Here is a 24,325-nt window from a genome sequence, read left to right as displayed (position 1 = left end):
ACGTCCTGCACTGGTCACACTGGCGCCGCCGCCGACAATTCCAAGCCCGCATCAGCCACTACAAACGACGCGGCCACACACCACCAGAAACTGCCCACACATCAGAACAAAGACCGTTGCAGTACTAATTAGTGCCCTCTTCCCGTTGGAGAGCCGCTCTCCAATAGTGACTCACATGACGCATCCCACCATGTCCGTTGCCGAAGCGATCCTCACCCGCCGCACCGTCCGCCACTACCGGCCCGATCCGGTCCCTGCCGCCGCCCTCGACCGACTGGTTGCTCTCGCCATAGAAGCGCCCACCAGTTGGAACCTTCAGGATCGATCGATCGTCGCCGTCACCAGCGACGAGGTCCGCAAGGGTCTGGCCCTGGCCACCGGCGGTCAGCCCCAACCGCAGGAGGCGCCACTCCTGCTGGTCTTCGTGGCCGAGCCCGCGTCCTGGCGCGACGACCACAGCGATGTCCATGAACAGGCGCTCCGCAATGGAGCGTGGAGCGCTGAGTTCGCCACGATGTTCGCCGGGGCATCACACGCATTCCAGGAGGACCTCGAGGAACGTGGCCTGCTGCGTGAGTACGCGGTCAAGGACGCCATGATCGCAGCCACCTACGTCATGCTCGCCGCCACAGAGATGGGACTGGCCACCTCCCCGATGAACGGCTGGGACGAGCTCCAGGTGAAGCAGGCGATCGGCATCGGTGATCGCGACGACCTGGCGATCGCGCTGCTCGTATCCGTCGGATATCCGGCGGAGGAACGACGCCACCCCGGCCGCCGTGGCCGGGAACGCAACGTCTTCCACGAGTCGTACGGATCGCCCAGGGAAACCGCGCGGGCCGAATAGCACCGCGTCCCGGGGCGAGCTTCAGATCCGGCCTGGCCCCGCGATGTGCGGGGCCAGGCCGGAGGGTTCATCGGCGCCATGCGGTGGTCACCGTCGTGCGGTCACCGCACAGGGACGGGTGCTCTTCGTCCGGCACGCACTGCCCGGTGAGAGATGGCGACGTGAGCAGGCGCGCACGGCGGGTCGTCGGTCGGGGTACCAGGGCGGTGGGGCGGGGCCAGTGTCTTCTACCCCACGACGCATGCGGCGCGCACCACCCCGCCGCGCCGTACATGCTGCCCCGGGCGGCGGCGCACTTCGACGCGGTGACCGCCAACGACTACCTCGGGATGAACCTGCCGACCGGCCTGGTCACGCCGGCGGGGTGTCGTAGCCGGTCCACGCGTGGAGCTTGTCCAGGTTCACCACCAGCCACACGTGCGTGATCAGACCGTCGCACACCTCCAGGGCGAGGACCGCGACGGTGGTACCGGCCACGCGCACCGCCACGCCGGGAGTGCCGTTCACCTCGTCCTCGACGAGATCGACTTCAGGTTCCTTGCGCATGAGACCGAGGAAGAGGCGGGCCACCTTGTCCCGGCCGACGACCGGGCGCAGAGCCGCCCGGACCTTGCCGCCGCCATCGCTGCGCGACTCGACATCGGGATCGAGCAGGGCGACGAGGGTGTCGAGGTCGCCGGTCTCGCACGCCTCGCGGAACGCGGAGACGACCTGGCGGTGTTCCCGCGCCGTGCTGGGGCCGGGTCGTCGCTCGGCAAGCCGTCGGCGGGCGGACGAGGCGAGCTGGCGGCAGGCCGCAGGGGTGCGGCCCACCGTCTCGGCGATCTCGGCGAACGGCATGCCGAAGACGTCGTGGAGGACGAACGCGACGCGTTCCGCGGGCGTCACCGAGTCCAGGACCACCAGCATCCCCATGCCGACCGATTCGTCGAGCGTGATCCGGTCCGCCGGATCGTCCGCCCCCGCTCCCCCGGTGCTGGTCCAGGTGGCGCTGTGCCGGACGGGCTCGGGCAGCCATTCACCCGTGTAGCGCTCACGGCGGACCCGCGCCGAGGCGAGCTGGTCGAGGCAGATCCGCGAGGCGACCCGGGTCATCCAGGCCAGCGGTACCGCGATCGCCCGCTGCTCCTCCTCGGACAGGGCGTACCAGCGGGCGTACGTCTCCTGCACGACGTCCTCGGCGTCCTGCACGGAACCGAGCATCCGGTAGCCGAGGTTCAGCAGCCCGCGCCGCTCGGCCATGAGGGAGCCGAGCGTGGGGTTCTGGACCGAACCGGGTGGGGTGGGCACGGCGTCGTCATCCTTCCTGGGTGACGTACTGGGTGAGCCATTCGTCGAAGGTCCGAGTGCCCCGAGGGCCCGGCCCGTTCGGCAGCTGACCGCCCCCGGTCATGGCCGCACCGGTGGCACCGGGCATCTTCACCGGCAGCAGCAGACGCCGCTGATTCCTGGCTCGCAGCAGCCTGCGCGCCATGTCGACGAGCTGCTCGACGCGCGACCCGGCGAGATCGGGGGCCATACCCTGCGCCGGGGCCAGAGTGAGTTGCACGAGGTGCTGTGCCACTTCCCGGGCCGCGACCGGCTGGGTCTGCATCCGGGGCACCACCGCGAAGGGGCCCGGAACCCGATCGAGAATCTGCCCCGCGAACTCGTGGAACTGCGTGGCCCGCAGCACCGTCCACGGCGTCGACCCCTCCTTCAACACCTCCTCCTGACGGAGTTTGCCCTGGTAGTAGCCGAGGCCGACCCGGTCGATGCCGACGATCGACAGCACCACGTGGTGCCGTACGCCGGCCCGTACGCCCGCGTCCAGGAGGTTGCGGCCGACGGTGTCGAAGAACGCGACCGCCTTCTTGGCACTCGTGGTCGTCACGTTGCTCACGTCGACGACCGCCTCCACCCCTTCCAGCACGGCGTCGAGCCCCGCCCCGCCCGCGAAAAGGTCCACACCTCGTGACCGGGCCAGCACCACAGGATCGTGCCCTGCCGCGGTCAGCTCCTCGACCACGTACCGTCCGACGAGTCCCGTTCCGCCTGCCACTGCCACTCGCATGCCGGGCCCCTTCTTCGCGCTCACGCTTCCGTCGTTCATCGTGCATCACCCTGCCGCGCGGGGAGGATCGGTACCAGCAGCAGCGCCGCCGACAAAACCAGCGCGGCCAGGAAGACGACATTGAGTACCTGGTCCCGCGTCCCGTACATGTCGAGGTGCTGTACCTGATAGCTGAAGTGCAGCACGTTGAAGACCAGCCACGCCGCACCCGCCGTCTGCACCAGCCGGTTGTTCCGCACCTGGCCCAGCGCGATGAGCGTCAGCACGGACAGCGCCAGGAACATGGCCCCGCGTCCTTGGCGAGGTGCTCGTTGTACGGGCCCAGCTGCGGCAGCCAGCTCAGCCCGAAGCCGGGGAAGTTCCTGTACCACCCGGTCGGGGAGCAATAGGCCCAGACCCCTGTGTACAGGCCGCCCACGGCCAGGAGGCCGAGACTGGCGTACCGGAATTTTGTGTTCATACCTCTATGACGGCACAGCCCCCGCCGATGTGAGGTGAGCCGCCCGCGACGGTGGGAAGCCGGCCGCGTCTCGCCCCCGGACCCCGGTGTCGACCTGCCCGGGAGCCCGGCCCCCCGTTCGGCCACCGCACCAGCAGTTCGTCCTCGCCCGCGACACGGGAAGCAACGCCGTTCCTCCTGCGCGTCCGCCTGGTGCCGACCGGGGCCGGCGGTCGGTGGGGAGACCCGGACTACTGGGGAGGAAGCCCACCCCACTGCGGCGACGGTGCGATGCCGGGCACCCCCAGGCCGTACGGTCGGGTCATGCGCATCGTCTCCCTGCTCCCCGCGGCCACCGACATCGTGGCCGAACTCGGTCTGGCCGCGGAACTCGTGGGCCGCACGCACGAGTGCGACTGGCCGCCGGCACAGATCTCGTCCGTGCCGGTCGTCACCTCGGCCGGATTCTCCTCCGAGGAACTGAGCAGTCGGGAGATCTCGGCCGCCGTCGGCGGGAGCGCGCACAGCGGGTCCTCGCTCTACACCCTCGACGTCGACGCGCTGGCCGCCGTGGCTCCCGACGTCGTACTCACCCAGGACCTCTGCGACGTGTGCGCGGTGTCGTACAGCAGCGTGGTCGAAGCGGTGCGGGTGCTGAACGGGGACGAGGGCGGGGACGGGCCCAAGGTCCTGAGTCTGGAACCCCGCACGCTGGACGACGTATTGGACTGTCTCGTACGCGTGGGGGATCTGCTGGGCGTCCGCGGGATCGCTCTGGAACGCCGGGCCGCGCTGCGGGGACGCCTCGCCACCGTGCGGTCACTGGTGGCGGGACGACCCCGGCCGCGCACGGTCACCATCGAATGGCTGGACCCGCTGTGGCCCGCCGGCCACTGGGTTCCTGAGCAGATCACCAGTGCGGGAGGCGAACCGCTCCTCGCGTCGCCGGGCGAGCACACCAAGCCGATGGAGTGGCAGGCGGTGCGCGCCGCACAGCCCGAAGTCCTTCTGCTGCTGCCGTGCGGCTTCCACCCGGACCGCACCGAACGCGAGCGCGAGCTGCTCACCGGGCTGCCGGGCTGGGACGAACTGCCCGCCGTACGCAGCGGCCAGGTGTGGGTCCTGGACGGTCCGGCGTACTTCAACCGGCCGGGCCCGCGTGTCGTCCGCGGTGTGGAGGTGCTCGCACATGTCCTTCATGGCGTGCCGGCGGGGGAACCGGTAGGGGCACACGAGGCGAGGCGCCTGAGCTGAGAGGTGGCTCGAACCCAGCGAGCCCCTTTCGGACGACGGCCGAAGAGAGGCAGACACGTGCCGCGTGCGGAGCATGTCACCAGGGGCCGTGGTAGGCCAGGTTCACCGTCAGGGCTGCCACCGCGGTGACGAAGAAGACGGCCCATCCTTGGAGCTGACGGGAGCCCACCCGCAGGTGGGCGATGAGTGCGCCGGTGAAGTACAGCACGAGGCCGGTTGCGGCGAGCGTGCCCAGCAGTGGCACCGCGAACCCGGCGAGCAGCCCCAAGGATCCCATCGCCAGCAACGTGCCCAACCGTGGTACCCAGGACCGGGGCACACGCTTCATGTCCGCCTGGGCCTTGGGGTAGTCGTGGCCGATCAGGTAAGTGACGGCGGCTATGCCGTTGAAGACCGCGCCGAGGATGGTGACCGTGACGTAGGCGGCGAACATGAACTCTCCTTGTCCGTGGGGATCATGCGGGTGAATGCTCGCTCGACGACGGGTCAGCCGTGGGACTCCGATGCCGCGGTCGAGGCGAGGAATTCCAGGATCCGGGTGTCCACTTCTTCCGCCTCGGTCATCGGGAGGCCGTGGTGGGAGACCCCGGGAATGATGGCCACCGTGGCGTTGCCCAGCAGCATGCGGGCAACGGCGGCCGCCTTGTGACTGTCGTGCGCGCGGCTGTTCTCCGCGAACAGGGCCAGGGTCGGTACGTCGAGCGCCCGTAGCCCGGCGGGCTGGGGGCGGCCGCCGGTGACGATGCGGCCGCGCGGGAATTCTGCGGCCCGGCCGTACAGCTGGAGCCACGCGTCGCTGAATGCGGCACCGCCGGTCTCCCATGCGAGGAACGCGCGGGCGCGCCGTGCCGTGGGCCGCGCGAGCATCGGGAGTGCGTGGAGGAGGTAGCCGGGCTTGAACCCGGCGAAGCTCTGCGTCGGGTCGAGCAGTATCAGGCGGCGCACTCGCTCAGGGGATTGGAGGGCGTGGTTGAGCGCGATCCAGGCCCCGTACGAGTGCCCGCAGACGTCGGTGCGTTCCAGGCCGAGGCCGTCGAGGGTTGCGTCGAGCCAGTCGCACAGGTCCGTCGTGGTGCGGATGCTCTGCCCGCCGCGCACGCTGAGTCCGGGCTCGCCGATCCGGTCGATGGCGTACAGGCGCCGGGTGCGGCTCAGTCGGGCCGCATTCGCGTACCAGCTCGCGGCCGTCGTCCCGCCTCCGTGGAGCAGCACCAGAGGTTCGCCGTCCTGCGGTCCGCAGGTGTTCACGTGGGTGACGCCATACGGGGAGGTGAGCGCGAGCGGTTCGACCAGCATTCCCCAGTCGGCAAGAACCGCATGGTACGCAGCGTCGAACCGCGCGCTGTCGCCGCGCGTCGGGCTGCCTGTCATCGGACCTCCTCCAGCACACCCCAAACGTCTCTCGTTCGACGAGATACTCGTTTGGCGAGATACTATGCACCGACGTCGATCAGGGGAAGGCCGGTGGCATGGGCGAGGCAGACGACCCCCGGATGCAGACGGTGCATCTGCTGCGCGCGATCACCGTTGAACTGCATTTGTCCGCCGGTGGGTTCGCCGAACGCAATGGCCTGCACCCCACGGACCTGCGGGCGTTGATCTCCCTGCTGGACGCCGCGCGCGCGGGCACGCCGGCGACTCCGGGGTGGCTGGGCGCCCAACTGGGCCTCAACTCGGCCGGAACGACGGCACTGGTCGACCGACTGGAGCGGCTGGGACATGTGCGGCGCACGCGGGACGGGCAGGACCGACGACGCGTGCTGATCGAGGTATCCGATGCGGCGGCCGCCCTCGGGCGGTCGTTCTTCGGACCGCTGATCGAAAACGTGCTGGGCGTGGCCGATGCGTTCGATGCCACCGAACTCGCCACCATCGACCGCTTCCTGCGCGGCGTCACGGAAGCGGTGGCCTCGCCGAGGACCCGTGGGTAGTCGGACCGAGGCCTGTTTGCATGTGTTCGCAATTTCGGTCGGTTGTGTTGACAGGTGTTCAGGTCCTCCCCTTTGCTGGGCCTCGACCCCGCCGCCCTGGTCACGTCTGACAACGTTGTCAATGGGTTGTGGACGGCAGAGCGACCACGAAGCGAAGCGCCTCATGAACTCCTCCTCCCCCACTGAAGGAAGTCAACGATGAGACACCTGTGGAGACTCGCACCCCTGTGGGTGCTGGCGCTGCTGGCCACCGTGCTGGCCGTGAGCAGTGAGCCGGCGCAGGCCGCGACCACGTCGATCAGCGTGGACGGCAGCCAGGGCGGGCGGACCTTCGACGGCATCGGCGCGATCAGCGGAGGCGGCGGCAACTCACGGCTGCTGACCGACTATCCGGCCGCGCAGCAGTCGCAGATCCTGGACTACATGTTCAAGCCGGGCTACGGCGCGAACCTGCAGTTGCTGAAAGTGGAGATCGGCGGGGACGCGAACTCCACCGACGGGTCGGAACCGTCGATCGAGCACTCCCGCGGCACCGTCAACTGCAACGCCGGGTACGAGTTCTGGCTGGCCGAGCAGGCCAAGGCTCGCAACCCCGACATCGGGCTGTACGGTCTGGCCTGGGCCGCACCGGGGTGGATCAACGGCGGTTTCTGGTCCACCGACACCGTCAACTATCTGATCTCCTGGCTGGACTGCGCCAAGCAGCACAACCTGACCATCAAGTACCTCGGCGGCTGGAACGAGCGCGGGCATGACGCCAACTGGTTCGTCCAGCTGCGCTCCGCGCTCAACTCGCACGGCTACAGCGGCGTCCAGCTGGTCGCCGACGACAGCGGCTGGGGCGTCGCCGACGACATGGCGAACAACTCCGCGTTCAACAACGCCGTCTCGATCATCGGCGCGCACTACTCGTGCGAGGGCGGTGACGGCGGCAACGCCCACACCTGCTCCAGCACCACGGCGGCGAAGAACAACGGTAAGCCGCTGTGGGACAGCGAGAACGGCTCGCAGGACATGAACACCGGGGCCCCGGCCCTCATCCGTTCCATCACCCGCGGCTACATCGACGCGAAGATGACCAGCTACTTCAACTGGCCGCTGATCGCCGCGATCTACCCCAACCTGCCCTACAACACCGTCGGGCTGGCCACCGCCGGCTCCCCCTGGTCGGGCAACTACACCATCGGGGCCAGCACCTGGGCCACCGCGCAGGTCACCCAGTTCACCAAGCCTGGCTGGAAGTTCATCGACTCCGCGTCGGGGTACCTCGGCGGCACCGAGTCCAACGGCACCTACGTGACCGTCAAGTCCAACACGAGCGCGGACTACTCCACCATCCTGGAGACCACGACCTCCGGCTCCTCGCAGACCGCGAACTTCACCGTCAAGGGCGGCCTGTCCACGGGCACCGTCCACGTGTGGGCCACCGACGTCAACAGCCCCAGCAGCGCGTCGTCGTTCGTGCACACCCAGGACATCACACCGAACAACGGGTCGTATTCGCTGACCATGCAGCCGGGCTATGTCTACACGGTGAGCACCCTGGGCGGCCAGGGCAAGGGCACCGCGACCGCGCCGGCCGCCCATGCCCTGGCGCTGCCGTACAGCGACACCTTCGACGGCAACGGCAGTGGCACCGAGGCGAAGTACCTCTCGGACATGCAGGGCTCCTTCGAGGTCCAGCCCTGCACCGGCCGATCCGGCCAGTGCGTGCAGCAGATGGCTCCGGTCAAGCCGATCGAGTGGCAGGACGACTCCGACTCCTACGCGCTGATCGGCGATCCCACCTGGTCGAACTACACCGTCAGCTCCGATGTCTACCTGCGCGGCGCGGGAACGACCGAACTGCTGGGGCGCGCCAACACCCAGCAGCGGCCGCAGTCGCACATGAACGCGTACTACCTGCGGATCCGTGACACCGGCCGGTGGTGGATCGAGAAGATGTACACCGACGGATCCAACCACACCCTGGCCACCGGGACGACGACCGCGCTGGGCACCGGGCAGTGGCACAACCTGTCGTTCACCTTCCAGGGCTCGCAGATCAGCGCCAAGCTCGACGGCAACCAGTTCGGGTCGGTGACCGACTCCTCCTTCCAGACCGGACAGGCCGGTCTCGGTATCCAGGGCTACCGCACCGACCAGTTCGACAACCTGTCCATCACCCCCGGCACCGGAGGCAGCACCGGAACCGGCCAGGTCAGCTCGGTGCTCAATGCCGCCAAGTGCCTGGACGACTACACCGCCTCGACCACCCCGGGCGCCGTCGTCGACCTCTGGGACTGCAACAGCTCCTCCGCCCAGCAGTGGACCATCAGCAACGGATCCGTGCGCGCCGCCGGCCTGTGCCTCGACGTGATCGGCGGGGCCACCGCCAACGGATCGCTCGTGAACCTATGGACCTGCAACGGCGGCGCAAACCAGCAATGGACGGTCAGCAACGGCACGCTGGTCAACCCCGCGAGCGGCCGCTGCCTCGACATCCCCGGCTTCACCACCACCAACGGCACCCAGCTCGAGATCTGGGACTGCAACAACGGATCCAACCAGAAGTGGAACCTGCCTCTGTGATCCGGCCGTGACGCGACTCGGGCGGGGGCCGGCGACGGTTCCCGCCCGAGCTGCTCTCCGACCCCGTGTCCGTGGCGTGCACTCTGCCGGGAAATACTCCGGGCACGGATGAGCGAGCGCGGGTGGACGGAGCGCGGACCGCGCCCTACCTCGCGCCGCACCATCAGGGCCGGGGCCTTGGATCGGCCGTCCTGCACGCGGTATTCGCCCGCACCGACGCTCAGGGTACGACCGTCCGCCTGAACGTCCTGCAGGGCAGCGCCGCCCGACGGTTGTACGAACGCCACGGATTCGTGGTGGAAGCCCAGGACCCGATCGATGTCTTCATGGTGCGCCTCCCGGAGGCGGGCACCGACCTGTCCGGCTGACCGGCACCGACCTGAGGGCCGGCAGCCGCGCCGTCGGGCCCCGGACCCGCGGGCGGAGTGCTTCCGCGAGCGGATCCGGGGCCCGACCGTAGCGAGGAAAGGCATCCGCGAGGGCGTGAACGGGGGTGTCAGCCGTCGCGCGGGCCGGTTACGGCCACGGGTTCGGATTGTCCGGGCATTCCTTCCAGGCGAGGCGATAGATGGTGTTGACGCTGCCGTCCGTCGAGTCCATCGTCATGAAACTCGTGGTCTTCTTGTCCGAGCTCCCGAGATTGACCCGCAACTCCGTGTTGATGTTGAAGTTGCGAATCTCCCCGCAGGGGGCCCAGACCAGCGCGCCGACGTCGGTCACGTCCGAGGTCTGCCAGTTGTCGCTGTACGGGCCGCGGAACGAGTGGACCTTGCGGTCCGTCTGCGACGAGCCCTGGAAGTAGTAGCCGGCCCGTTCCTCGCTGCTGGCCCCTCGCTCCAGGGACGCGAAGCCGCGGTAATCGGCCTGGGCAATCGCGTAGGTGAAGCCCTGGGGCACGAAGACCCGCAGGTTGAGCTGGCAGTTCTTGCGGAAGTCGGTCGGCAGGGCCCCGGCGCCCACCTGAGCGAGGTAATCGCTGTAGGTGACGGTGAAGGCGGTGTTGTCGGGAGAGACGGCGATGGCGGCCGTCCCTTCACGACAGCCGGAGCCGTTGACGGTCGCGACCTTGATCACGATCTTGTCGGGCGGCGGTTCCGCTGCCGACGCCTGCTGGGGGGAGACGGTCGCGGCCATGAGGGCCACGATGGCTCCGCCTGCGGCAAGGAATCCGGACATGAATTCTCCAATCGGCCGTGTTCACGTCGTGGAGGCTGGGTGAGCCTCCAGTGAAGGCCGTGTACATGCCAGCACCTCGGGGGCCTTGCTGAACAGAGCGAGAACCGGCCGCGGATAGCCGCCCGGAATTCGACCGCAGAGATACCGGCCACAATCGCTTCGACCGGAAAGAGCATTGCTGCGGGCGACCGGACGGAATCGAATTCACGTGCCCGACGGAAATCAGAAATCGGAAACCACCCGGCGGGGCGCTGCCGGCAGGTGTTCGTCCCCTCGGCCCGGCCACCCGGACGGACCACGGGTGCCCGCCTGGCCGACGGCGGCGCCGCCCGGGGTGTTGCTCCGCACTCCGGACGGCTGGCGGATCGAGCGCCTCATCCAACATCGCAGCTGGGAGTACGGCAACAAGACCTCGGTTGCCGAAGCGATCGCCCGCTCGGAGCGGGTCTGAGAACATCAACTGCCGGGTTGGCACCGCCGCCGAGCAGCGACCCGCCCCGAGGCCCTGGGGATGCACTCAATGAGGCAGCAGGACGAGCTCCATCTCGTATGCCGTGATCACGAGTTGAACCCGGTCCCGGGCGCCCAGTTTGGCCATCAGTCGTGATACGTGCGACTTGGCGGTGGCCACCGTGATGAAGAGATCGTCCGCGATCTCGTGGTTCGTCCGGCCGAGTCCGATGAGGGTCAGGACCTCCCGTTCCCGCTCGGTGATGCCCTCGACGGGTCGTGGGGAGCGCTTCGGGGCGGTACCGGGGCGCCCGACGAAGTCGGCGATCAGTCGGCGTGTCACACCTGGCGCGATCAGCGCATCGCCGGCGGCGACCACGCGGATCGCCGCGAGGATGTCGTTCAGCGCCATGTCCTTCACCACGAAGCCGCTCGCGCCGGCCCGGAGCGCGCCGTAGACGAGGTCGTCCTCGTCGAAGGTGGTCAGGACGAGGACCCGGGTCGTTGCCGGGCCGGCGGTGATCAGGCGAGTGGCCTCGATGCCGTCCATGCCCGGCATCCGGATGTCCATCACCACGACGTCGGGGCTGATGTCCCGCACCAGTTGGACCGCCTCGATGCCGGTGGCGGCTTCGCCGACGACCGCCAGGTCGGGATGATCGGCCATGATCATGCGCAGACCGGACCGCACCAGCGGCTGGTCGTCGGCGAGTACGACGCGAACGGTCATCGGGCCTCCACGGGGGCGGCGACCAGTTCGGGCAGCGGCAGCCGGGCCGTCACCCGGAAGCCGCCTTCGGGACGCGGCCCGGCGCTGAGGTGACCGCGCAGCAGGCCGGCCCGCTCCCGCATGCCCACGATGCCGAAGCCGTGGGCCGAGCCGTTCGTAGCGGTGCCGCGCCCGTCGTCGACGACCTCCACGGACAGCTCCTCGTCCCCGTAGTCGATGAGCACCCGGCAACGTCCGATGCCCGCGTGGCGGACCACGTTGGTCAGCGACTCCTGGACGATACGGTAGGCGGACAGGTCGATGTCAGCCGGCAAGGAACGCTGTGCCCCACTGCGGTGCACGTCGACACGCACCCCCGCCTCGGCTGTGGCCGCTGCCAGCCGTTCGATGTCTGCCAGACCCTGTGAGGGCGCGAGCGGTGCCTGCCCCGAGGCCGCCGCGTCGAGGTCGGCCTGACGGAGCGCCACCAGGGTGCGCCGCAGGCCCGACAAGGTCTCTCTGCTGGTGGCCTCGATGGCCCGCAGCGCCTCACCGGCCTCCGCGGGCCGGGTCTGGACGACCTGGCTTCCCGCGCCGGCCTGGATGGCGATGATGGCGATGCTGTGTGCGACCATGTCGTGCAGTTCCCGTGCAATCCGCAGCCGTTCGGCGGTCACGGCCTCGGCCACTTCCTGCGAACGCAGCGCCACCGCGTGCTCGCGGCGCTCGCGACTGAGCAGACCGACCGTGCAGGCTGCGGCCATCGCCAGGAGGGCGATCACGACGTTGACGGTCACGTTGTCGCCGTGAGCGAAGCCGCCGATGACCAGGAGCTGCACGGCGAACGACACGGCCACGCCTGCGATCGCAGCTCGCCGGGTGCAGGTGGCGACGATGAAGCCCAGGACGAGGTCCACCGCCAGATACGACAGGAACTGGCCCTGGTATCCCACGGCCCGGTTCACATGGACGGAGCTCGGAGTGCCCACCACCACGGCGGTGGATCCGACGAGCGCCATGGCCAGAGCCGGCAGCGGCATCCGTCGCAGCACCCCGACGAGCAGGCTCACGGCCAGCATCGCACCGACAGCGTGGAGCGTGCCCGAAGCCTGGCTCGCACCCCCGATCAGCAGACCCACCACCAGGACGTAGAGGACGCCCCCCACCCAGGCCATGGCCTTCGTTCTCGTCATCGGCGGTGTGCTCGGTCGACAGGGAGACCGCGATGCGCAAGGCACACGGACAACAGGGTGGTCGGTATGGCGTCCATGCCGCGACATTAACCTGTCGCCGCCCGCCCGGCATTGGCCCGTGGACGTACGTCCCTGGGTGGAACCGGCCGTGCGATTGCCGTCCCTGGCCGCATGACCGGGGGTGGGTGTCCCGGCAGGGTTGCTCCTGTGATCGAAGTCAACGAACTCACCAAGCGCTACGGCGGCAAGACCGCCGTCGACCAACTGTCCTTCGCCGTGCGGCCTGGTCAGGTGACCGGGTTTCTCGGCCCCAACGGAGCGGGCAAGACCACCACCCTGCGGATCATCCTCGGCCTGGACGCGCCGACCGGCGGCACCGCCACCGTCAGCGGCGTCCCCTTCCGCAGCCACTCGCGCGGACTGCGGCACGTCGGTGCCCTCCTCGACGCCGGCCAGGTCCACGGTGGACGCAGCGCGGTGGCCCACCTGTCCGCCATCGCCCGCAGCAACGGCATCCCGCTGCGCCGGGTGGACAACGTGCTGCAGGAAGTGGGGCTGGCCGACGTGGCGACCCGCCGCATCGGCGGGTTCTCGCTCGGCATGAAGCAGCGACTGGGGATCGCCACCGCCCTCCTCGGCGACCCACCGGTGTTGATGTTCGACGAGCCGGTCAACGGTATGGACCCGGAGGGCGTGCTCTGGATGCGCCGCCTCTTCCGGCGCCTGGCCGCCGAAGGCCGCACGGTCTTCCTCTCCAGCCACCTGATGTCGGAGATGGAGAACACCGCCGACCAACTCGTCGTCGTCGGCCGGGGCCGGCTCATCGCTGCCGAGTCGGTACGGGACTTCGCGGCCCGCAGCACCCGCCTCAGCGTCGTGGTGAGCACCCCGCGCACCGCCGAGCTGGCGGCGGTACTGACCGCCGCAGGCGCGTCGGTCGAGGTGGAGGGCGCACCGGACGCCGACAAGCTCGCCGTGACCGGGTTGCCGGCGGACCGGATCGGGGCACTCGCCTTCGACAACCGGATCCTGCTGAACGAGCTGACCACCCGGACCGCCTCGCTGGAGGAGGCCTTCATGGAACTCACCGCCGACAGCGTCGAATACCTGGCAGGACAGCCCCGATGACCACACTCACCACCGTCCCCCCGACCACCTCGGCCGCACCCCTCGCCGAGCCGCCCGCCCACTTCCGCGACCTGCTCGCCTCCGAGTGGATCAAAATACGGTCCCTGCGCTCGACCCCGTGGACGCTCGCACTCACCACCCTGTTCGTCATCGGGTCCGCCGCCGTCGCCGCCCTGGCGGAGAACAACACCCTGAAGAAAATGAGCCCAGCGGCCAGGACCGACCAGGGGTTCATGGTGTTCGACGCGTTCCCGCCGGCCGGCTACATGACGCTGATGCTCGTCGCCGGAAGCATCGGTGCCCTCACCGTCGTGAGCGAATACAGCAGCGGCCTCATCCGCACCACCACCATGGCCGTACCGGCCCGCGGCACGGTGGTGCTGGCCAAGACGGTCGTCACCGCCGCGCTCTGGACCGCGGTCGGTACGGTCATCTCCACCGGTGGTTTCCTGGTCTCCCAAGCCATCCTGAACACGAACCACGCCGGGGTCCCCCTCACTCACCCGGGTGTATTCCGGGCGCTGGCCGCATCCGCGCTGCTGGCCCCGGTCTGCGCACTGATCGGCCTCGGCTTCGGCGCCCTGATCCGGCACAGCGCCGCCACCGTGGTCACCAGCGTCTTCACGCTCCTGATGCTGCCTCCGATCTTCTCGCAGAGCGCCCACTGGTCCGCCGCCGTCAGCCACGCGATGCCGGTCACCGCCTGGAAGCGCCTGGTCCAGAACTGGCCCCCGGATCCGCACTCCCTCGCCTACAGCGCCACAGTCCCCGGTTCCTGGACCGTGTACGCGCTCTGGCCGCTGATCGCAGTCGTCCTCGCGGTGACCGCCGTGCGACACCGCGACGTGTGACCGTACCGCCGGGGCACGCGGACCGGCCGGTGGGGCAGGGTCCCGGTGCCACAGGACCCGAGTGGCGCAGGGGCCCCAGTGGCACAGGGGCAAGGCCTCGAAGCTCTCCGCAGGCGGCTCCCCGCGCACAAAGAGCTACTCTTCGCATGCATGGCGTAACTTCATCTTGCAGTGTCATTGAGCAGAGAGGAGAGCAACGATGCACGCCTCAAAAGGGGACCGCCTCGTCATGCACGGGCGCGTCGTAGGCCAGCACGACCGAGTCGTCGAGATCGTCGAGGTACTCGGCCCGGACGGAACGCCGCCCTACCGGGTGAGGGCCGAGAACGGCCATGAAACCATCATGACCCCCGGGCCCGACACCATGGTCGACCATCAAGAGTCGTCCGACTGAGCCTGCCCGATTCACGCCGCACCACCCCGAGGGGCCCGTCACCGGCGGGCCCTTTCTCGCATGTCCCCGAGCGCTCACGGATGGCCGCCGCCCATGCCCGAGGGTCAGTACATGCAGCGGCTCACCCCGGCCCATCCACGCGAGCTAGAAAAGATCGGCCGGCGATGTCGAGATCCTGTGTCCGGCTCCGTCCCCGCGGTGAAGGCGACCACAATGGTCGCACCAGTACCGAGGAGAACCACGATGGCCAAGTACCTGCTGCTGAAGCACTACCGAGGCGCCCCGGCGTCGGTCAACGACGTGCCCATGGACCAGTGGACGCCCGAGGAGATCTCGGCACACGTGCAGTACATGAAGGACTTCGCGGCTCGGCTGGTGAAGACCGGCGAGTTCGTCGACAGCCAGGCGCTCGCCCCCGAGGGAGCGTGGGTCCGCTACGACGGCGAGGGGCGCCCGCCGGTCACCGACGGCCCGTTCGCCGAGACGAAGGACCTCATCGCGGGGTGGATGGTGATCGACGTCGACAGCTACGAGCGCGCCGTCGAGCTGGCCGGGGAACTGTCGGCCGAGCCTGGCGCGGGCGGGAAGCCGATCCACGAGTGGCTGGAACTGCGCCCGTTCATGAGCGCCGAGCAGCACACCATCACGGAGTGACCACAACGATGGACGAGGCCCTGCTCCGGAGCCTCACACCGAGCGTGCTCGGGATCCTCGTCCGCCGCGGAGCAGATTTCGCGGCGGCCGAGGACGCCGTGCAGGACGCGCTGGTCAAGGCCATGAGCGTCTGGCCGGCCGACCCGCCGCGGGACCCGAAGGGCTGGCTGATCACCGCGGCCTGGCACCGGTTCCTCGACGCGACGCGGGCGGACGCCGCCCGCCGGCGGCGTGAGGACGTCGTCGACGAGGAACCGGCGCCGGGACCCGCACCCGCGGTGGACGACACGCTCCAGCTCTACTTCCTGTGCGCCCACCCCTCGCTCACGCCGTCGTCGGCGGTCGCGCTCACGCTGCGCGCCGTCGGCGGGCTGACCACCCGCCAGATCGCCCAGGCCTACCTGGTGCCCGAGGCGACCATGGCTCAGCGCATCAGCCGGGCCAAGCGCACCGTCTCCGGCGTGCGGTTCGACCAGCCCGGCGACGTCGCCACCGTGCTGCGCGTCCTCTACCTGGTCTTCAACGAGGGCTACTCCGGCGACGTCGACCTCGCCGCGGAAGCCATCCGGCTCACCCGGCAGCTCGCCGCCGCGATCGACCACCCCGAGGTGGCGGGACTGCTCGCCCTCATGTTGCTCCACCACGCCCGGAGCGCCGCCCGGACCGCGCCCGACGGCAGCCTGGTACCGCTCGCCGAGCAGGACCGCGGCCGGTGGGACACCCGGTCGATCGCCGAAGGCGTCGCGATCCTGCAGGCGGCCCTCGTCCGCGACCGGCTGGGCGAGTTCCAGGCCCAGGCGGCCATCGCGGCGCTCCACGCCGACGCGCCCACCGCCGAGGAGACCGACTGGGTGCAGATCGTCGAGTGGTACGACGAACTCGCGCGCCTGACCGACAGCCCGATCGTCCGGCTCAACCGCGCGGTGGCCGTCGGCGAGGCCGACGGACCGCGCGCCGGCCTGGCGGCGCTCGTCGCACTGGACGACTCCCTGCCCCGCCACACCGCGGTGGCGGCCTACCTCCACGAGCGCGACGGCGATCTGACAACCGCGGCACGGCTGTACGCCGAGGCGGCCCTCAAGGCACCCAACCTCGCCGAGCGGGACCATCTGACGCGCCAGGCCGCCCGGCTCAACACCCACCGGCGGGACTGACGGGTCGGCCTCGGATTCGCCCCGCCGGCCCGGGCAGCGCTGCGCCTACGTCGCCGGCTCGGGGGATCACGTGCAGCCGGTCGGCCGCCGCGTCGTACGCGATCGGGTCGCCAGGCTGCTGGAAGTGGACGGCAAGTCCGCCGCCCATCCGATAGGCGTCGAGGCCGGCCCGGCAGTAGGCCACCATCGGCGCCGCCAGGGCATCGAACGGGTACCAGTCCATCGCGTCGCACACGGCGGGTTCCCTGACCCGGGGTGTTCCCTGCCAGCGCCGGACTTCGAAGAAGAGGCCGATGCGGGCGCTCCCGCCGGGGCTGCGGTGGTGCACGGTGACGGTGGCGCGGACGTCGACAGGATCGATGAGTACACCGGTCTCCTCCTCCGACTCGCGGATCAGCGCGGTGACGACGTCCTCGTGCGGTCCGTCCAGGTGGCCTGACGGGAGGTGCCAGAGTCCGGCCGCGTACACCGTCCCGGCCCTGCGGGACAGCAGCACCTCCGGCCCGCCCTCTCTGTCGCGGCGCAGGATCAGGTGGACGTCGAGTGGCTCGGTGTGCCGCTCCCCCGCGCTCACTTCTCACCTCCGGGCAGGCAGTCCCGCTTCGCGAAGCGTTCCACAGCCTTGATCGACCGCGCTGGCGTTCGTCACCTCTGTCACCCTTCCAGCAGCGGACGCAGCTGGGCATAGGCCCAACCGTTGAGCTGGGTGGGGGTCGTGGTGACCAGGTCGCGGGGCTGCTCCGGCACCAGGTCGCGTGATCCGGCGGCCATCCCCACGATGCCCTCCACCGCCGACGGAGGCAGGCCGGCCGAGCGCATCGCGTCCCGCGCCGCGTCGTCGGTGACGGGGTTGATGTGGACCGGGTGCCCGAGCGCCTCGGTGAGGATCTGTGCGACCTGGTTGAAGGTGAGGTCCTCCGGCCCGTGAACGGCCTGCACCACCCGGCCCTGCCATGTGTCGGTGAGCAGCCGGGCCGCGATCACGTCGCCGATGTCGCGCGGATCAACCCACGGCATCGGGTGGTCGGGGTCGAACGCCGTGGTCAGAACGCCCTTCGAGAGCCCTTCGAGGTCGAGCAGCAGGTTGGTGAAGAAGTACGCGCACCGCAGATGCAGTACATCCGCTCCGGTGGCATCGAGTTGTTCCTCGATCGCGGCCAGGGCGTCGATGTGTCCGGCCCCGTGCCGCTTCTCCGCCCCGATACTGCTCAGCAGCACCACCCGCGCCACATCACCCACCTGGGCGGCCTCCACCAACGGCGTCGCGGTGCGCACCGAGACCTCGATCGGATCCTCCACCGCGTGAGGAGTGGGATCCACCCACAACACCGAACGCGCGCCCGCCACCGCCTCACGGACGAACCCGGCGTCCGTCAGATCACCCTGGCGCACGTCGACCCGCGCTCGGGTCTCCTCATCCAGGCGGGCAGGGTCACGGACCAGAACGCGCGGACGAACGCCCGCCTGCAGCAGTAACCGCACCACGCGCGATCCCACGTGTCCGGTCGGTGTGGTGACCACGATGCTCATCGAAATGCCCCTTTCCTGCACAAAAAATTGCGATCGATACACTCAGCTCCGTGTGACCGCAGTCGCCTCACGGGGCAAGCCCGCACCCGCGAACCGGCCCCTTGCGCACACGGACCTCCAGCGGTGGGAGCCTGCCCGCCAGACGCGCATCCATGACCGGCGTTCGGAACCTCGGGGCGAAAGTGCGGCCATACGCGCCCAACCGGGCTCGGCTGATAGGACGCGGGTGACGGCCCTTGTTCAGGGCCGGTTCGGGTCAGGGTGCAGCACCACGAAGAGCGACCAGGCGGGCGCGGTCGGGTCGTCCGGGCGGCCGGCGAACTCGTCGAGGAGTGCGTGGAGCCGGGCCTGGAACTGCTCCATCTCCGCCGGCGGCAGGCGCAGCCCCAGCCGGGTGCTGTCGACGTCGGCCGCGGGGGCCAGGGCCAGCTCCTCCAGGAACGCGTCGAGCATCGACCCGTCCTGCGCGGCCGCATCGAGCCGCCAGGACTTCTGCGTCGCCAGATACGGGATCTCCCGCGCGCCGCGCGCGCCGCGCCGCTCCTCCTGGGCCTCCAGGAAACCGGTGCGCACCAACGTCCTGGTGTGGTGCAGCACGCTGGCGGGATCGCGGCCGAGAATCGCCGCGATCTCCTTGTTGGTGCGCGCCCCGCCGAGGCAGATGCGCAGGATGCGCAGGCGGAGGGCGGAAGCGAGCGCCTTCGCCTCCTCGTCGGTGGCCGGCCGGCGTTCGGTCATGGTCGACATCCTACTGAGACGCCGGAAGAATAAGTGATTGACAAACCTCAATCACTTCTTTCAAGGTGGTCCCCATGACCGCTCCCGAGACCAGTCCCGGCCGGCCGCCCAACCGGGGCGGACTGTGGCGGCACGCCGACTTCCGCCGGCTGTGGGCCGGCGAGACCGTCAGTCAGTTCGGGACGATGGTCAGCCAGTTGGCCCTTCCGTTGGTCGCCATCCTGGCGCTGCACGCCAGCACCTGGCAGGTCGGGGTGCTGACGGCGTGCGAGACCGCGGCGTTCGTCGTGGTGGGCCTGCCGGCCGGCGCGTGGGTGGAGCGGATGCGCTTCCGCTCGGTACTGATCGTCAACGACCTGCTCCGGGCCGCCGTCCTGGCCTGGGTCCCGGTGGCACAGCTCCTCGGGGTGCTGACGATCGAGCAGCTGTACGTGGTCGCGCTCACCACCGGGGTCTGCACGGTCTTCTTCGACGTGGCCTACCAGTCCTACCTGCCCCAACTGGTCGACCGGGAGCTGCTGGTCGAGGGCAACGCGAAGCTCCAGGCCAGCGAATCGGTCAGTCACATCGCAGGCCCGAGCCTCGGCGGCGCGCTGATCCAGGCGCTCACAGCGCCGTACGCGGTACTCGTCGACGCGGTGAGCTTTCTGTGGTCGGCCGCGTGGGTGACCCGGATCAAGGTCCGGCCACCGCGCCCCGAGCGCAGCCCCGACGCCCACTTGCTCCGCGAGATCCGCGACGGCCTGCGGTTCGTGCTCAGCAACCGGATGCTCCGCGCCATCGCCATGTGCACCAGCTCGGCCAACCTGTTCGGCTCGGTGATCTCCGCCGCCTTCTACGTGTTCCTCGCCCGCCAACTGCGGCTCTCGCCGGGAGTCATCGGCCTGCTCACCTCGACCGCGGCGGTCGGCGGCCTGATCGGCGCGCTGGTGGCCGGACGGTTCGCCGCGAAGGTCGGCCAGGGCCCGGCCATCTGGATCGCGAGCACGGTCGCCGGACCCTGCGCGCTGGTCACCCCGTTCGTACAGCGTGACTGGACGGTGGGGCTGCTCGCGGTCGCGCAGATCGCGATGTGGATGGGCATCGTGGTCTACAACATCAACCAGGTCAGCTTCCGGCAAGCGCTGTGCCCGCCGGGGCTGCTCGGCCGGATGAACGCGACGATGCGGTTCCTGGTCTGGGGCACGATGCCCTTCGGGGCGCTGCTCGGCGGCCTGCTCGGCTCGACGATCGGCGTCCGCGGCACGCTGCTGGCCGGAGCGATCGGCCAGTCGCTCACCTTCCTGCCCGTCTTCCTGTCACCGCTGCGCCGCATGCGCGAACTGCCGTCCTACGGGGAGGAGCCGGCGACCGAGGGTGGCACTGCCGCCGGCTCGTTGGTGCCGAGCAAGCCCTGAGGAGAAGGTGAGTACCTGTCTCGGCACCACCAGCGCGGCCGCCGCCCGGTGCGCCGATGACCTGTGGTCGCCCTCCGGTATCCACGGCGCCAGGATGTGAGAGCTGGCGAACGTCGAGCTGTCCTCGACGACGTCCATCACCGGGACCGGGTCGATCTCCGTTCAGCAGCACGAGCCGCCGAATATCCGGTCCGGCGCGGCCGCTCCTCCGGGGAACATTTCCTTCGGCCGAAATGCCCATAACCCGTAGCCCGTACTGGCTGTGGACGGAGGAACGGCACGCCCTGAGATCCGTCCAGGTCAGCCGACGCGCTCGATCCGGGCCTTACGGATGAGGAACTTGCCGGGCTCGCGGACCTGCTCGAAGGCCGCGTTGTTGAGCAGGGCGCAACTGCCGGACGTGGAAGCGACCTTGATGGTCGTCGACTTCTGGTTGTCGAGGTTGGTCACCTTGAGCGTGGTGCCGACCGGGAACTGATTGCTGGATGCGGCGGGGACGCCACCCTCACCGGAGAGGGTCACCGTCGATCCGACGCAGACGACGTCACCCACGTTGGTCTGGTCACCACCGGCCTGGTCAGCGCCGGAAGGCTGTTCCTCGGCGGGCGGCTCTTCCGCGGCCGGAGGCTGCGCCTCCGCCGGCGGCTGCTCCTGGGCCGGCGGCGCGGCAGCTTCGCCGCCTCCTGTGACCTCGCACCCGGAAGCCGCCTGCATGCGGTTGATCTGCTGGATGACGGCCTGCCGGTTGGCGATGCGCGCCTCGGACTGGGCATCGGGTTGGGCGCGCTGACCTGCGATGAACTGCTCGTTGTTCTGGAGGGCGGTGGTCAGCCCGTCGCAGACACCCGATGCCTGGCTGGTGCCGGTCATCACCACTGCCGTACCGCCGATCGCTACGGCGGTCCCGATGAGCAGAGCGATCTTCTTCTTCGTGGTGAGCGTCTTCTTGCGTGACACGTGGGACTCCTGTGGGGTCGGTTCCGTGTGACGCTAAGTACGAGTAGCGGTTCCGGTTCTTCTCAGCCGACTCACCACAACTTCCTTAACTTTCCTTAAGGTTGTGGTGCCCCCGATGCGAATGCGCTCACACAACGGCGCGCCCCTACGACCTTCGGGCGGCGAGGCCGCTGGCTTCCTCCCGGTTCCTCGGTCAGTTCTCGGGGAGCGGCGGTTGCACGGGTTTCAGTCCGTCCAGGGTGAGGTCGAGGAGGCGTTCGGCCTGCTCTCGCTGCTCGGGCCTGGCCGAGGTGAGGGCGATGCCGGCGAGGGCAGCGAACATGTCGGTCGGGCTGATGTCGGCCCGGATCGCTCCGGCAGCAGTGCCGGCGTCCATGAGGGCGGTCAGGGCGGCTTGCATCATCTCGTGACTGTCGGCACAGGGATTGGTTCCCGAGGCGACGACGGCTCGCAGGGCGTCCGCCATGCCGAACTTGGCAGTCGCGTAGTCGATGAAGCGGCGGGTCCACGCACGCAGAGCCTCGGGCGGCGACATCTCCGAGAGGCGACCAGGAACGGCGTCGCACAGCCGGGCCACTTCATTGCGGTACGCCGCCTCGATCAGTGCCTCCCGGGTCGGGAAGTTGCGGTAGAGGGTGCCGGTTCCCACGGCGACAAGTTCGAGTGCTGCCGGAGCGTGCGTGCGCAGGAGGTCGGGGGCCCAACGGGAGACGTCACCGATGTTGTAGCCCGTCAGAGCGCGATTGTTCTTCCACAGCCCCAGGATCGGCAGGTTCAGGTCGGAGTGGCGAGCGGCTTCACCGTAGACGGCGACGCGACCGAAGGGAGCCAGTGTGTCCAGGCTGGCCAGGCTGGCCAGGCGCGTGGGTCCGCCGACCGGATCGAGAATCACGTCCACGCCCCGCCCGCCGGTCGTGTCCCGCACCGCGTCGGGAAAGCCGTCGCGCCGGAACACCGCGTCGTAGCCGCGACGCTTCGCGTACTCGGCCTTGTCGATGCTGCTGACCGTGCCGTACACCGTGGCCGCGCCGAGGGCACGTGCGATCTGGGCGGCGACGGAACCCACGCCTCCTGCCGCCGCACGGACCAGGACGGAGTCGCCGGCGCGGAGCCGCGCCGCCTCGGCGAGAATGCCGTAGGCCGTGGGCAGGACGAGTGCGGCTCCGCCTGCGGTCTTCAGGTCGATCTCGCTCCCGCAGGCGTGCTCAGCGGAAAGGCGAAGCGGGCTGGGGCGACCGCGTATTCGGCGTAGCCCCCGCCTTCGGGAAGGTACACGGCGACGGGGTCCCCGACGGCGAGTCCGGTGACACCCGCGCCGACCGCGGCTATGTGCCCGGACGCCTCCATACCGGGGATGTCGAGCGGGTCGGCGGGCCGAAGTCACCGAGGCGGTGCTGCACTTCGGCGTAGTTCACTCCTGCGTAGGCCACGCGGACGAGCACTTCTCAAGGGCCGGCTTCCGGGGTCGGCACCTCGATGGTGCGCAGAACCTCGGGCCCGCCGTTGACTTCGCATCCGATTGCCCGCACGGCATGTCCTCCTGTGATCGTCCTGCCCGTGGCAACCCGGGCTCGGATCTCCGGTTTTCCCACGGTTACCGCTGCTCCCGCGGGTCTTGCTGTGGAGGTTCAGGGAGATCCGTTGAGCTGTCCGGCCGGAGGCGGCCGGCCGCCACGTGCCGTTGGAGTCTCTGACTGATGAGCAAGCGGCGGCGTGCTGACGGCACCTGGAGGAGTCGACGGGGCCTGGGGAGCAGATGGGGAGCACAAACATCTGCGGTTCGCGCTCATGACGCCCGCAATACGATGATCCTGGCGGGGAACGATCCTGGTAGGAACCGAGAGATCTGGTAGGGGCATGGGCACGATGCACGCGGACGAAGCGGAGACCGACGCCGACCTGGTTCGGCGCCTGCTGCGTGCGCAGTTCCCCCAGTGGGCGGACCTGCCGATCACCCGACTCGCCTCCGGAGGCACCGTCAATGCCATCTACCGGCTCGGTGAGGACCTGACCGTACGGCTGCCACTGCGCCCCGGCGGCGGCGAGGCCATCGCGATGGAGGCGCGGCTACTCCCCCGGCTGGCACCGCTGCTGCCACTGCCGATCCCGGAAGTAGTGGCGACCGGCACCCCGGGCGAGGGATACCCCCTGCCCTGGGCGGTACACCGGTGGATCGACGGCCGTAACCCGGCCGAAGGTGACCTGGCCGAGCCCGAGCTCGTGGCCCGCTCCCTCGCGGAGTTCGCAGTCGCCATTCGCACGATCGATCTCCCCGACGGCCCGCCCGCGCACCGGGGCGAACCGCTGATCGCCGAAGACCAAGAGATGCGGGCGGCGATCGAGGCGCTGCGCCGCACCGACGAACCCTTCGACGCCGACGAGATCGCCGCGGCCTGGGAGAAGGCACTCGCGGCACCGCTGTGGACTGGCGCGGCCTGCTGGACGCACTCCGACCTCATGCCGAGCAATCTGCTGCTCGCCGGCGACCGCGTCTCGGCAGTCATCGACTTCGGCACCGTGGGCATGGGCGAACCGGCCACCGACCTCATCCCCGCCTGGAACCTGCTGCCCGCCTCCGCGCGGCGGGTGTATCGCGAAACGGTGGACGTGGACGACGCGACCTGGGCTCGCAGCCGGGGCTGGGCGCTCTCCATGGCAGTCATCCAACTGCCCTACTACCGGACGACCAATCCGATCATTTCAGCCAACGCCCGACACGTCATCCGGGAGATCCTCGCGACCTCCGCATAGCCGCCGACCACCTTCCCGCGCACGACATCGCTGCCCTCAGCGCGCCCCGACGCCGTCTGCACCGCACCGTCGCATTCTCCAACGAACCACGCTGTCGCCGGGATCTCCGGGAGCAGCCAAATCCCCGTGCACGATGCCCTGCCCGGGT

Annotated in this window: 27 protein-coding genes and 2 pseudogenes; 13 read left to right on the top strand and 16 right to left on the bottom strand. The window is 69.6% G+C overall.

Features of this window, described 5'->3' with window-relative positions; translation table 11 throughout:
* The first annotated feature begins 175 nt into the window (after positions 1 to 175).
* Positions 176 to 847 (top strand): nitroreductase family protein, encoded by a 672-nt coding sequence (locus tag O3W51_RS34290; protein WP_187145178.1) that lies wholly within the window; start codon positions 176 to 178, stop codon positions 845 to 847.
* Positions 848 to 1,198: 351 nt separating this feature from the next.
* On the opposite strand, the gene sigJ is transcribed toward O3W51_RS34290, so the two are convergent.
* Genes sigJ through O3W51_RS34270 form a run of 4 tightly spaced genes read right to left on the bottom strand, consistent with a single transcriptional unit; the run spans position 1,199 to position 3,360 of the window.
* Positions 1,199 to 2,089: an RNA polymerase sigma factor SigJ gene (gene sigJ / locus O3W51_RS34285; RefSeq protein ID WP_138352101.1), complete on the bottom strand. Its 891-nt coding sequence runs from the start codon at positions 2,087 to 2,089 to the stop codon at positions 1,199 to 1,201.
* A 55-nt stretch (positions 2,090 to 2,144) separates the two neighbouring features.
* Positions 2,145 to 2,939 (bottom strand): SDR family oxidoreductase, encoded by a 795-nt coding sequence (locus O3W51_RS34280; protein ID WP_269288256.1) that lies wholly within the window; start codon positions 2,937 to 2,939, stop codon positions 2,145 to 2,147.
* Positions 2,936 to 3,184: a hypothetical protein gene (locus tag O3W51_RS34275; protein WP_244809702.1), complete on the bottom strand. Its 249-nt coding sequence runs from the start codon at positions 3,182 to 3,184 to the stop codon at positions 2,936 to 2,938. The genes O3W51_RS34280 and O3W51_RS34275 overlap by 4 nt, the downstream gene beginning before the upstream one ends.
* Positions 3,160 to 3,360 carry a hypothetical protein gene (locus O3W51_RS34270; protein ID WP_269288254.1) on the bottom strand — a complete coding sequence of 67 codons (201 nt, stop codon included), beginning with the start codon at positions 3,358 to 3,360 and terminating at the stop codon, positions 3,160 to 3,162. The genes O3W51_RS34275 and O3W51_RS34270 overlap by 25 nt, the downstream gene beginning before the upstream one ends.
* A 303-nt stretch (positions 3,361 to 3,663) precedes the next feature.
* Between O3W51_RS34270 and O3W51_RS34265 the strand changes: the two genes are divergently transcribed.
* The gene (locus O3W51_RS34265) at positions 3,664 to 4,593 is read left to right on the top strand and encodes a cobalamin-binding protein (protein ID WP_269288252.1); all 930 of its coding nucleotides are present in this window, start codon (positions 3,664 to 3,666) and stop codon (positions 4,591 to 4,593) included.
* Between the two features lie 76 nt (positions 4,594 to 4,669).
* Here O3W51_RS34265 and O3W51_RS34260 read toward each other — a convergent pair whose 3' ends face one another.
* Both O3W51_RS34260 and O3W51_RS34255 read right to left on the bottom strand, forming a co-directional pair.
* The gene (locus O3W51_RS34260) at positions 4,670 to 5,026 is read right to left on the bottom strand and encodes a DoxX family protein (protein WP_138352026.1); all 357 of its coding nucleotides are present in this window, start codon (positions 5,024 to 5,026) and stop codon (positions 4,670 to 4,672) included.
* A gap of 53 nt (positions 5,027 to 5,079) precedes the next feature.
* The gene (locus tag O3W51_RS34255; protein ID WP_138352027.1) at positions 5,080 to 5,964 is read right to left on the bottom strand and encodes an alpha/beta fold hydrolase; all 885 of its coding nucleotides are present in this window, start codon (positions 5,962 to 5,964) and stop codon (positions 5,080 to 5,082) included.
* Positions 5,965 to 6,062: 98 nt separating this feature from the next.
* Here O3W51_RS34255 and O3W51_RS34250 point away from each other — a divergent pair, with 98 nt between their 5' ends.
* From O3W51_RS34250 to O3W51_RS34240, 3 genes and pseudogenes are all read left to right on the top strand, one after another.
* Positions 6,063 to 6,524 carry a MarR family winged helix-turn-helix transcriptional regulator gene (locus tag O3W51_RS34250; RefSeq protein ID WP_232485914.1) on the top strand — a complete coding sequence of 154 codons (462 nt, stop codon included), beginning with the start codon at positions 6,063 to 6,065 and terminating at the stop codon, positions 6,522 to 6,524.
* A 198-nt stretch (positions 6,525 to 6,722) separates the two neighbouring features.
* A complete protein-coding gene (locus tag O3W51_RS34245; protein ID WP_138352028.1) occupies positions 6,723 to 9,095 on the top strand; it encodes an RICIN domain-containing protein in 2,373 nt (790 codons plus the stop codon).
* Between the two features lie 146 nt (positions 9,096 to 9,241).
* Positions 9,242 to 9,463, top strand: a pseudogene (locus tag O3W51_RS34240) (GNAT family N-acetyltransferase); the annotation flags it as partial.
* 148 nt (positions 9,464 to 9,611) lie between these two features.
* On the opposite strand, the gene O3W51_RS34235 reads toward O3W51_RS34240, so the two are convergent.
* Positions 9,612 to 10,271 carry a DUF4360 domain-containing protein gene (locus O3W51_RS34235; RefSeq protein ID WP_138352029.1) on the bottom strand — a complete coding sequence of 220 codons (660 nt, stop codon included), beginning with the start codon at positions 10,269 to 10,271 and terminating at the stop codon, positions 9,612 to 9,614.
* Positions 10,272 to 10,572: 301 nt separating this feature from the next.
* Between O3W51_RS34235 and O3W51_RS34230 the strand changes: the two genes are divergently transcribed.
* Entirely contained in the window at positions 10,573 to 10,722 is a 150-nt protein-coding gene (locus O3W51_RS34230) for a hypothetical protein (protein WP_164293149.1), read from the top strand.
* A 66-nt stretch (positions 10,723 to 10,788) separates the two neighbouring features.
* On the opposite strand, the gene O3W51_RS34225 is transcribed toward O3W51_RS34230, so the two are convergent.
* Both O3W51_RS34225 and O3W51_RS34220 read right to left on the bottom strand, forming a co-directional pair.
* Complete coding sequence (locus tag O3W51_RS34225; RefSeq protein WP_138352030.1) at positions 10,789 to 11,451, bottom strand: response regulator; 663 nt, start codon at positions 11,449 to 11,451, stop codon at positions 10,789 to 10,791.
* On the bottom strand, positions 11,448 to 12,623 hold the full coding sequence (locus tag O3W51_RS34220; protein WP_138352031.1) for a sensor histidine kinase: 1,176 nt from the start codon (positions 12,621 to 12,623) through the stop codon (positions 11,448 to 11,450). The genes O3W51_RS34225 and O3W51_RS34220 overlap by 4 nt, the downstream gene beginning before the upstream one ends.
* A gap of 207 nt (positions 12,624 to 12,830) precedes the next feature.
* On the opposite strand from O3W51_RS34220, the gene O3W51_RS34215 reads away from it, so the two are divergent.
* The 5 genes from O3W51_RS34215 (at position 12,831) to O3W51_RS34195 (ending at position 16,804) form a co-directional block, all read left to right on the top strand.
* Positions 12,831 to 13,751, top strand: coding sequence for an ABC transporter ATP-binding protein (locus O3W51_RS34215; protein ID WP_187145177.1), 921 nt, complete (start codon positions 12,831 to 12,833; stop codon positions 13,749 to 13,751).
* Entirely contained in the window at positions 13,748 to 14,602 is an 855-nt protein-coding gene (locus tag O3W51_RS34210) for an ABC transporter permease subunit (RefSeq protein ID WP_138352033.1), read from the top strand. Before O3W51_RS34215 ends, O3W51_RS34210 begins: the two co-directional genes overlap by 4 nt.
* A gap of 199 nt (positions 14,603 to 14,801) precedes the next feature.
* Complete coding sequence (locus O3W51_RS34205; RefSeq protein WP_138352034.1) at positions 14,802 to 14,996, top strand: DUF1918 domain-containing protein; 195 nt, start codon at positions 14,802 to 14,804, stop codon at positions 14,994 to 14,996.
* A gap of 243 nt (positions 14,997 to 15,239) precedes the next feature.
* Entirely contained in the window at positions 15,240 to 15,650 is a 411-nt protein-coding gene (locus O3W51_RS34200) for a YciI family protein (protein WP_138352035.1), read from the top strand.
* 8 nt (positions 15,651 to 15,658) lie between these two features.
* Entirely contained in the window at positions 15,659 to 16,804 is a 1,146-nt protein-coding gene (locus tag O3W51_RS34195; protein ID WP_138352103.1) for an RNA polymerase sigma factor, read from the top strand.
* Here O3W51_RS34195 and O3W51_RS34190 read toward each other — a convergent pair.
* The 3 genes from O3W51_RS34190 to O3W51_RS34180 form a co-directional block, all read right to left on the bottom strand.
* Entirely contained in the window at positions 16,782 to 17,378 is a 597-nt protein-coding gene (locus O3W51_RS34190) for an NUDIX hydrolase (RefSeq protein WP_138352036.1), read from the bottom strand. The genes O3W51_RS34195 and O3W51_RS34190 overlap by 23 nt on opposite strands.
* Before the next feature lie 80 nt (positions 17,379 to 17,458).
* Complete coding sequence (locus O3W51_RS34185) at positions 17,459 to 18,376, bottom strand: NmrA family NAD(P)-binding protein (protein ID WP_331284109.1); 918 nt, start codon at positions 18,374 to 18,376, stop codon at positions 17,459 to 17,461.
* A gap of 198 nt (positions 18,377 to 18,574) precedes the next feature.
* Positions 18,575 to 19,072, bottom strand: a complete 498-nt coding sequence (locus O3W51_RS34180) for an ArsR/SmtB family transcription factor (protein WP_138352037.1) — start codon at positions 19,070 to 19,072, stop codon at positions 18,575 to 18,577.
* A gap of 74 nt (positions 19,073 to 19,146) precedes the next feature.
* On the opposite strand from O3W51_RS34180, the gene O3W51_RS34175 reads away from it, so the two are divergent.
* Entirely contained in the window at positions 19,147 to 20,469 is a 1,323-nt protein-coding gene (locus O3W51_RS34175; protein ID WP_138352038.1) for an MFS transporter, read from the top strand.
* Positions 20,470 to 20,769: 300 nt separating this feature from the next.
* Here the strand turns inward: O3W51_RS34175 and O3W51_RS34170 are convergent, their stop codons facing one another.
* The 4 genes and pseudogenes from O3W51_RS34170 to O3W51_RS34155 all read right to left on the bottom strand — a co-directional run bounded on the left by O3W51_RS34170 (position 20,770) and on the right by O3W51_RS34155 (position 22,773).
* Positions 20,770 to 21,426 carry a hypothetical protein gene (locus O3W51_RS34170; protein WP_138352039.1) on the bottom strand — a complete coding sequence of 219 codons (657 nt, stop codon included), beginning with the start codon at positions 21,424 to 21,426 and terminating at the stop codon, positions 20,770 to 20,772.
* Positions 21,427 to 21,619: 193 nt separating this feature from the next.
* Complete coding sequence (locus O3W51_RS34165; protein WP_381586654.1) at positions 21,620 to 22,189, bottom strand: TetR/AcrR family transcriptional regulator; 570 nt, start codon at positions 22,187 to 22,189, stop codon at positions 21,620 to 21,622.
* Positions 22,181 to 22,444, bottom strand: a pseudogene (locus tag O3W51_RS34160) (zinc-binding dehydrogenase); the annotation flags it as partial. The pseudogene O3W51_RS34160 and the gene O3W51_RS34165, both read right to left, overlap by 9 nt.
* 158 nt (positions 22,445 to 22,602) lie before the next feature.
* Positions 22,603 to 22,773, bottom strand: coding sequence for an alcohol dehydrogenase catalytic domain-containing protein (locus O3W51_RS34155; RefSeq protein ID WP_244809700.1), 171 nt, complete (start codon positions 22,771 to 22,773; stop codon positions 22,603 to 22,605).
* A 519-nt stretch (positions 22,774 to 23,292) separates the two neighbouring features.
* Between O3W51_RS34155 and O3W51_RS34150 the strand changes: the two genes are divergently transcribed.
* Positions 23,293 to 24,177: an aminoglycoside phosphotransferase family protein gene (locus O3W51_RS34150; protein WP_198358797.1), complete on the top strand. Its 885-nt coding sequence runs from the start codon at positions 23,293 to 23,295 to the stop codon at positions 24,175 to 24,177.
* The last annotated feature ends 148 nt before the right edge of the window (positions 24,178 to 24,325 follow it).

Source organism: Streptomyces sp. H39-C1 (assembly GCF_027158125.1).
Classification (GTDB): domain Bacteria; phylum Actinomycetota; class Actinomycetes; order Streptomycetales; family Streptomycetaceae; genus Actinacidiphila; species Actinacidiphila fildesensis.
Note: the sequence above shows the minus strand (reverse complement) of the source record. Positions and strands in the feature narration are given on the sequence as shown.

What these genes read in the sequence shown, in the direction of transcription:
- O3W51_RS34200 (WP_138352035.1), top strand. Translation starts at nt 15,240, where the DNA reads ATGGCCAAGTACCTGCTGCTGAAGCACTACCGAGGCGCCCCGGCGTCG.
- O3W51_RS34260 (WP_138352026.1), bottom strand. Translation starts at nt 5,026, where the DNA reads ATGTTCGCCGCCTACGTCACGGTCACCATCCTCGGCGCGGTCTTCAAC.
- O3W51_RS34255 (WP_138352027.1), bottom strand. Translation starts at nt 5,964, where the DNA reads ATGACAGGCAGCCCGACGCGCGGCGACAGCGCGCGGTTCGACGCTGCG.
- O3W51_RS34265 (WP_269288252.1), top strand. Translation starts at nt 3,664, where the DNA reads ATGCGCATCGTCTCCCTGCTCCCCGCGGCCACCGACATCGTGGCCGAA.
- O3W51_RS34150 (WP_198358797.1), top strand. Translation starts at nt 23,293, where the DNA reads ATGCACGCGGACGAAGCGGAGACCGACGCCGACCTGGTTCGGCGCCTG.
- O3W51_RS34210 (WP_138352033.1), top strand. Translation starts at nt 13,748, where the DNA reads ATGACCACACTCACCACCGTCCCCCCGACCACCTCGGCCGCACCCCTC.
- O3W51_RS34235 (WP_138352029.1), bottom strand. Translation starts at nt 10,271, where the DNA reads ATGTCCGGATTCCTTGCCGCAGGCGGAGCCATCGTGGCCCTCATGGCC.
- O3W51_RS34250 (WP_232485914.1), top strand. Translation starts at nt 6,063, where the DNA reads ATGGGCGAGGCAGACGACCCCCGGATGCAGACGGTGCATCTGCTGCGC.
- O3W51_RS34175 (WP_138352038.1), top strand. Translation starts at nt 19,147, where the DNA reads ATGACCGCTCCCGAGACCAGTCCCGGCCGGCCGCCCAACCGGGGCGGA.
- O3W51_RS34155 (WP_244809700.1), bottom strand. Translation starts at nt 22,773, where the DNA reads ATGGAGGCGTCCGGGCACATAGCCGCGGTCGGCGCGGGTGTCACCGGA.
- O3W51_RS34280 (WP_269288256.1), bottom strand. Translation starts at nt 2,939, where the DNA reads ATGAACGACGGAAGCGTGAGCGCGAAGAAGGGGCCCGGCATGCGAGTG.
- O3W51_RS34220 (WP_138352031.1), bottom strand. Translation starts at nt 12,623, where the DNA reads ATGACGAGAACGAAGGCCATGGCCTGGGTGGGGGGCGTCCTCTACGTC.
- O3W51_RS34245 (WP_138352028.1), top strand. Translation starts at nt 6,723, where the DNA reads ATGAGACACCTGTGGAGACTCGCACCCCTGTGGGTGCTGGCGCTGCTG.
- O3W51_RS34180 (WP_138352037.1), bottom strand. Translation starts at nt 19,072, where the DNA reads ATGACCGAACGCCGGCCGGCCACCGACGAGGAGGCGAAGGCGCTCGCT.
- O3W51_RS34290 (WP_187145178.1), top strand. Translation starts at nt 176, where the DNA reads ATGACGCATCCCACCATGTCCGTTGCCGAAGCGATCCTCACCCGCCGC.
- O3W51_RS34195 (WP_138352103.1), top strand. Translation starts at nt 15,659, where the DNA reads ATGGACGAGGCCCTGCTCCGGAGCCTCACACCGAGCGTGCTCGGGATC.
- O3W51_RS34275 (WP_244809702.1), bottom strand. Translation starts at nt 3,184, where the DNA reads ATGTTCCTGGCGCTGTCCGTGCTGACGCTCATCGCGCTGGGCCAGGTG.
- O3W51_RS34205 (WP_138352034.1), top strand. Translation starts at nt 14,802, where the DNA reads ATGCACGCCTCAAAAGGGGACCGCCTCGTCATGCACGGGCGCGTCGTA.
- O3W51_RS34270 (WP_269288254.1), bottom strand. Translation starts at nt 3,360, where the DNA reads ATGAACACAAAATTCCGGTACGCCAGTCTCGGCCTCCTGGCCGTGGGC.
- O3W51_RS34225 (WP_138352030.1), bottom strand. Translation starts at nt 11,451, where the DNA reads ATGACCGTTCGCGTCGTACTCGCCGACGACCAGCCGCTGGTGCGGTCC.
- sigJ (WP_138352101.1), bottom strand. Translation starts at nt 2,089, where the DNA reads ATGGCCGAGCGGCGCGGGCTGCTGAACCTCGGCTACCGGATGCTCGGT.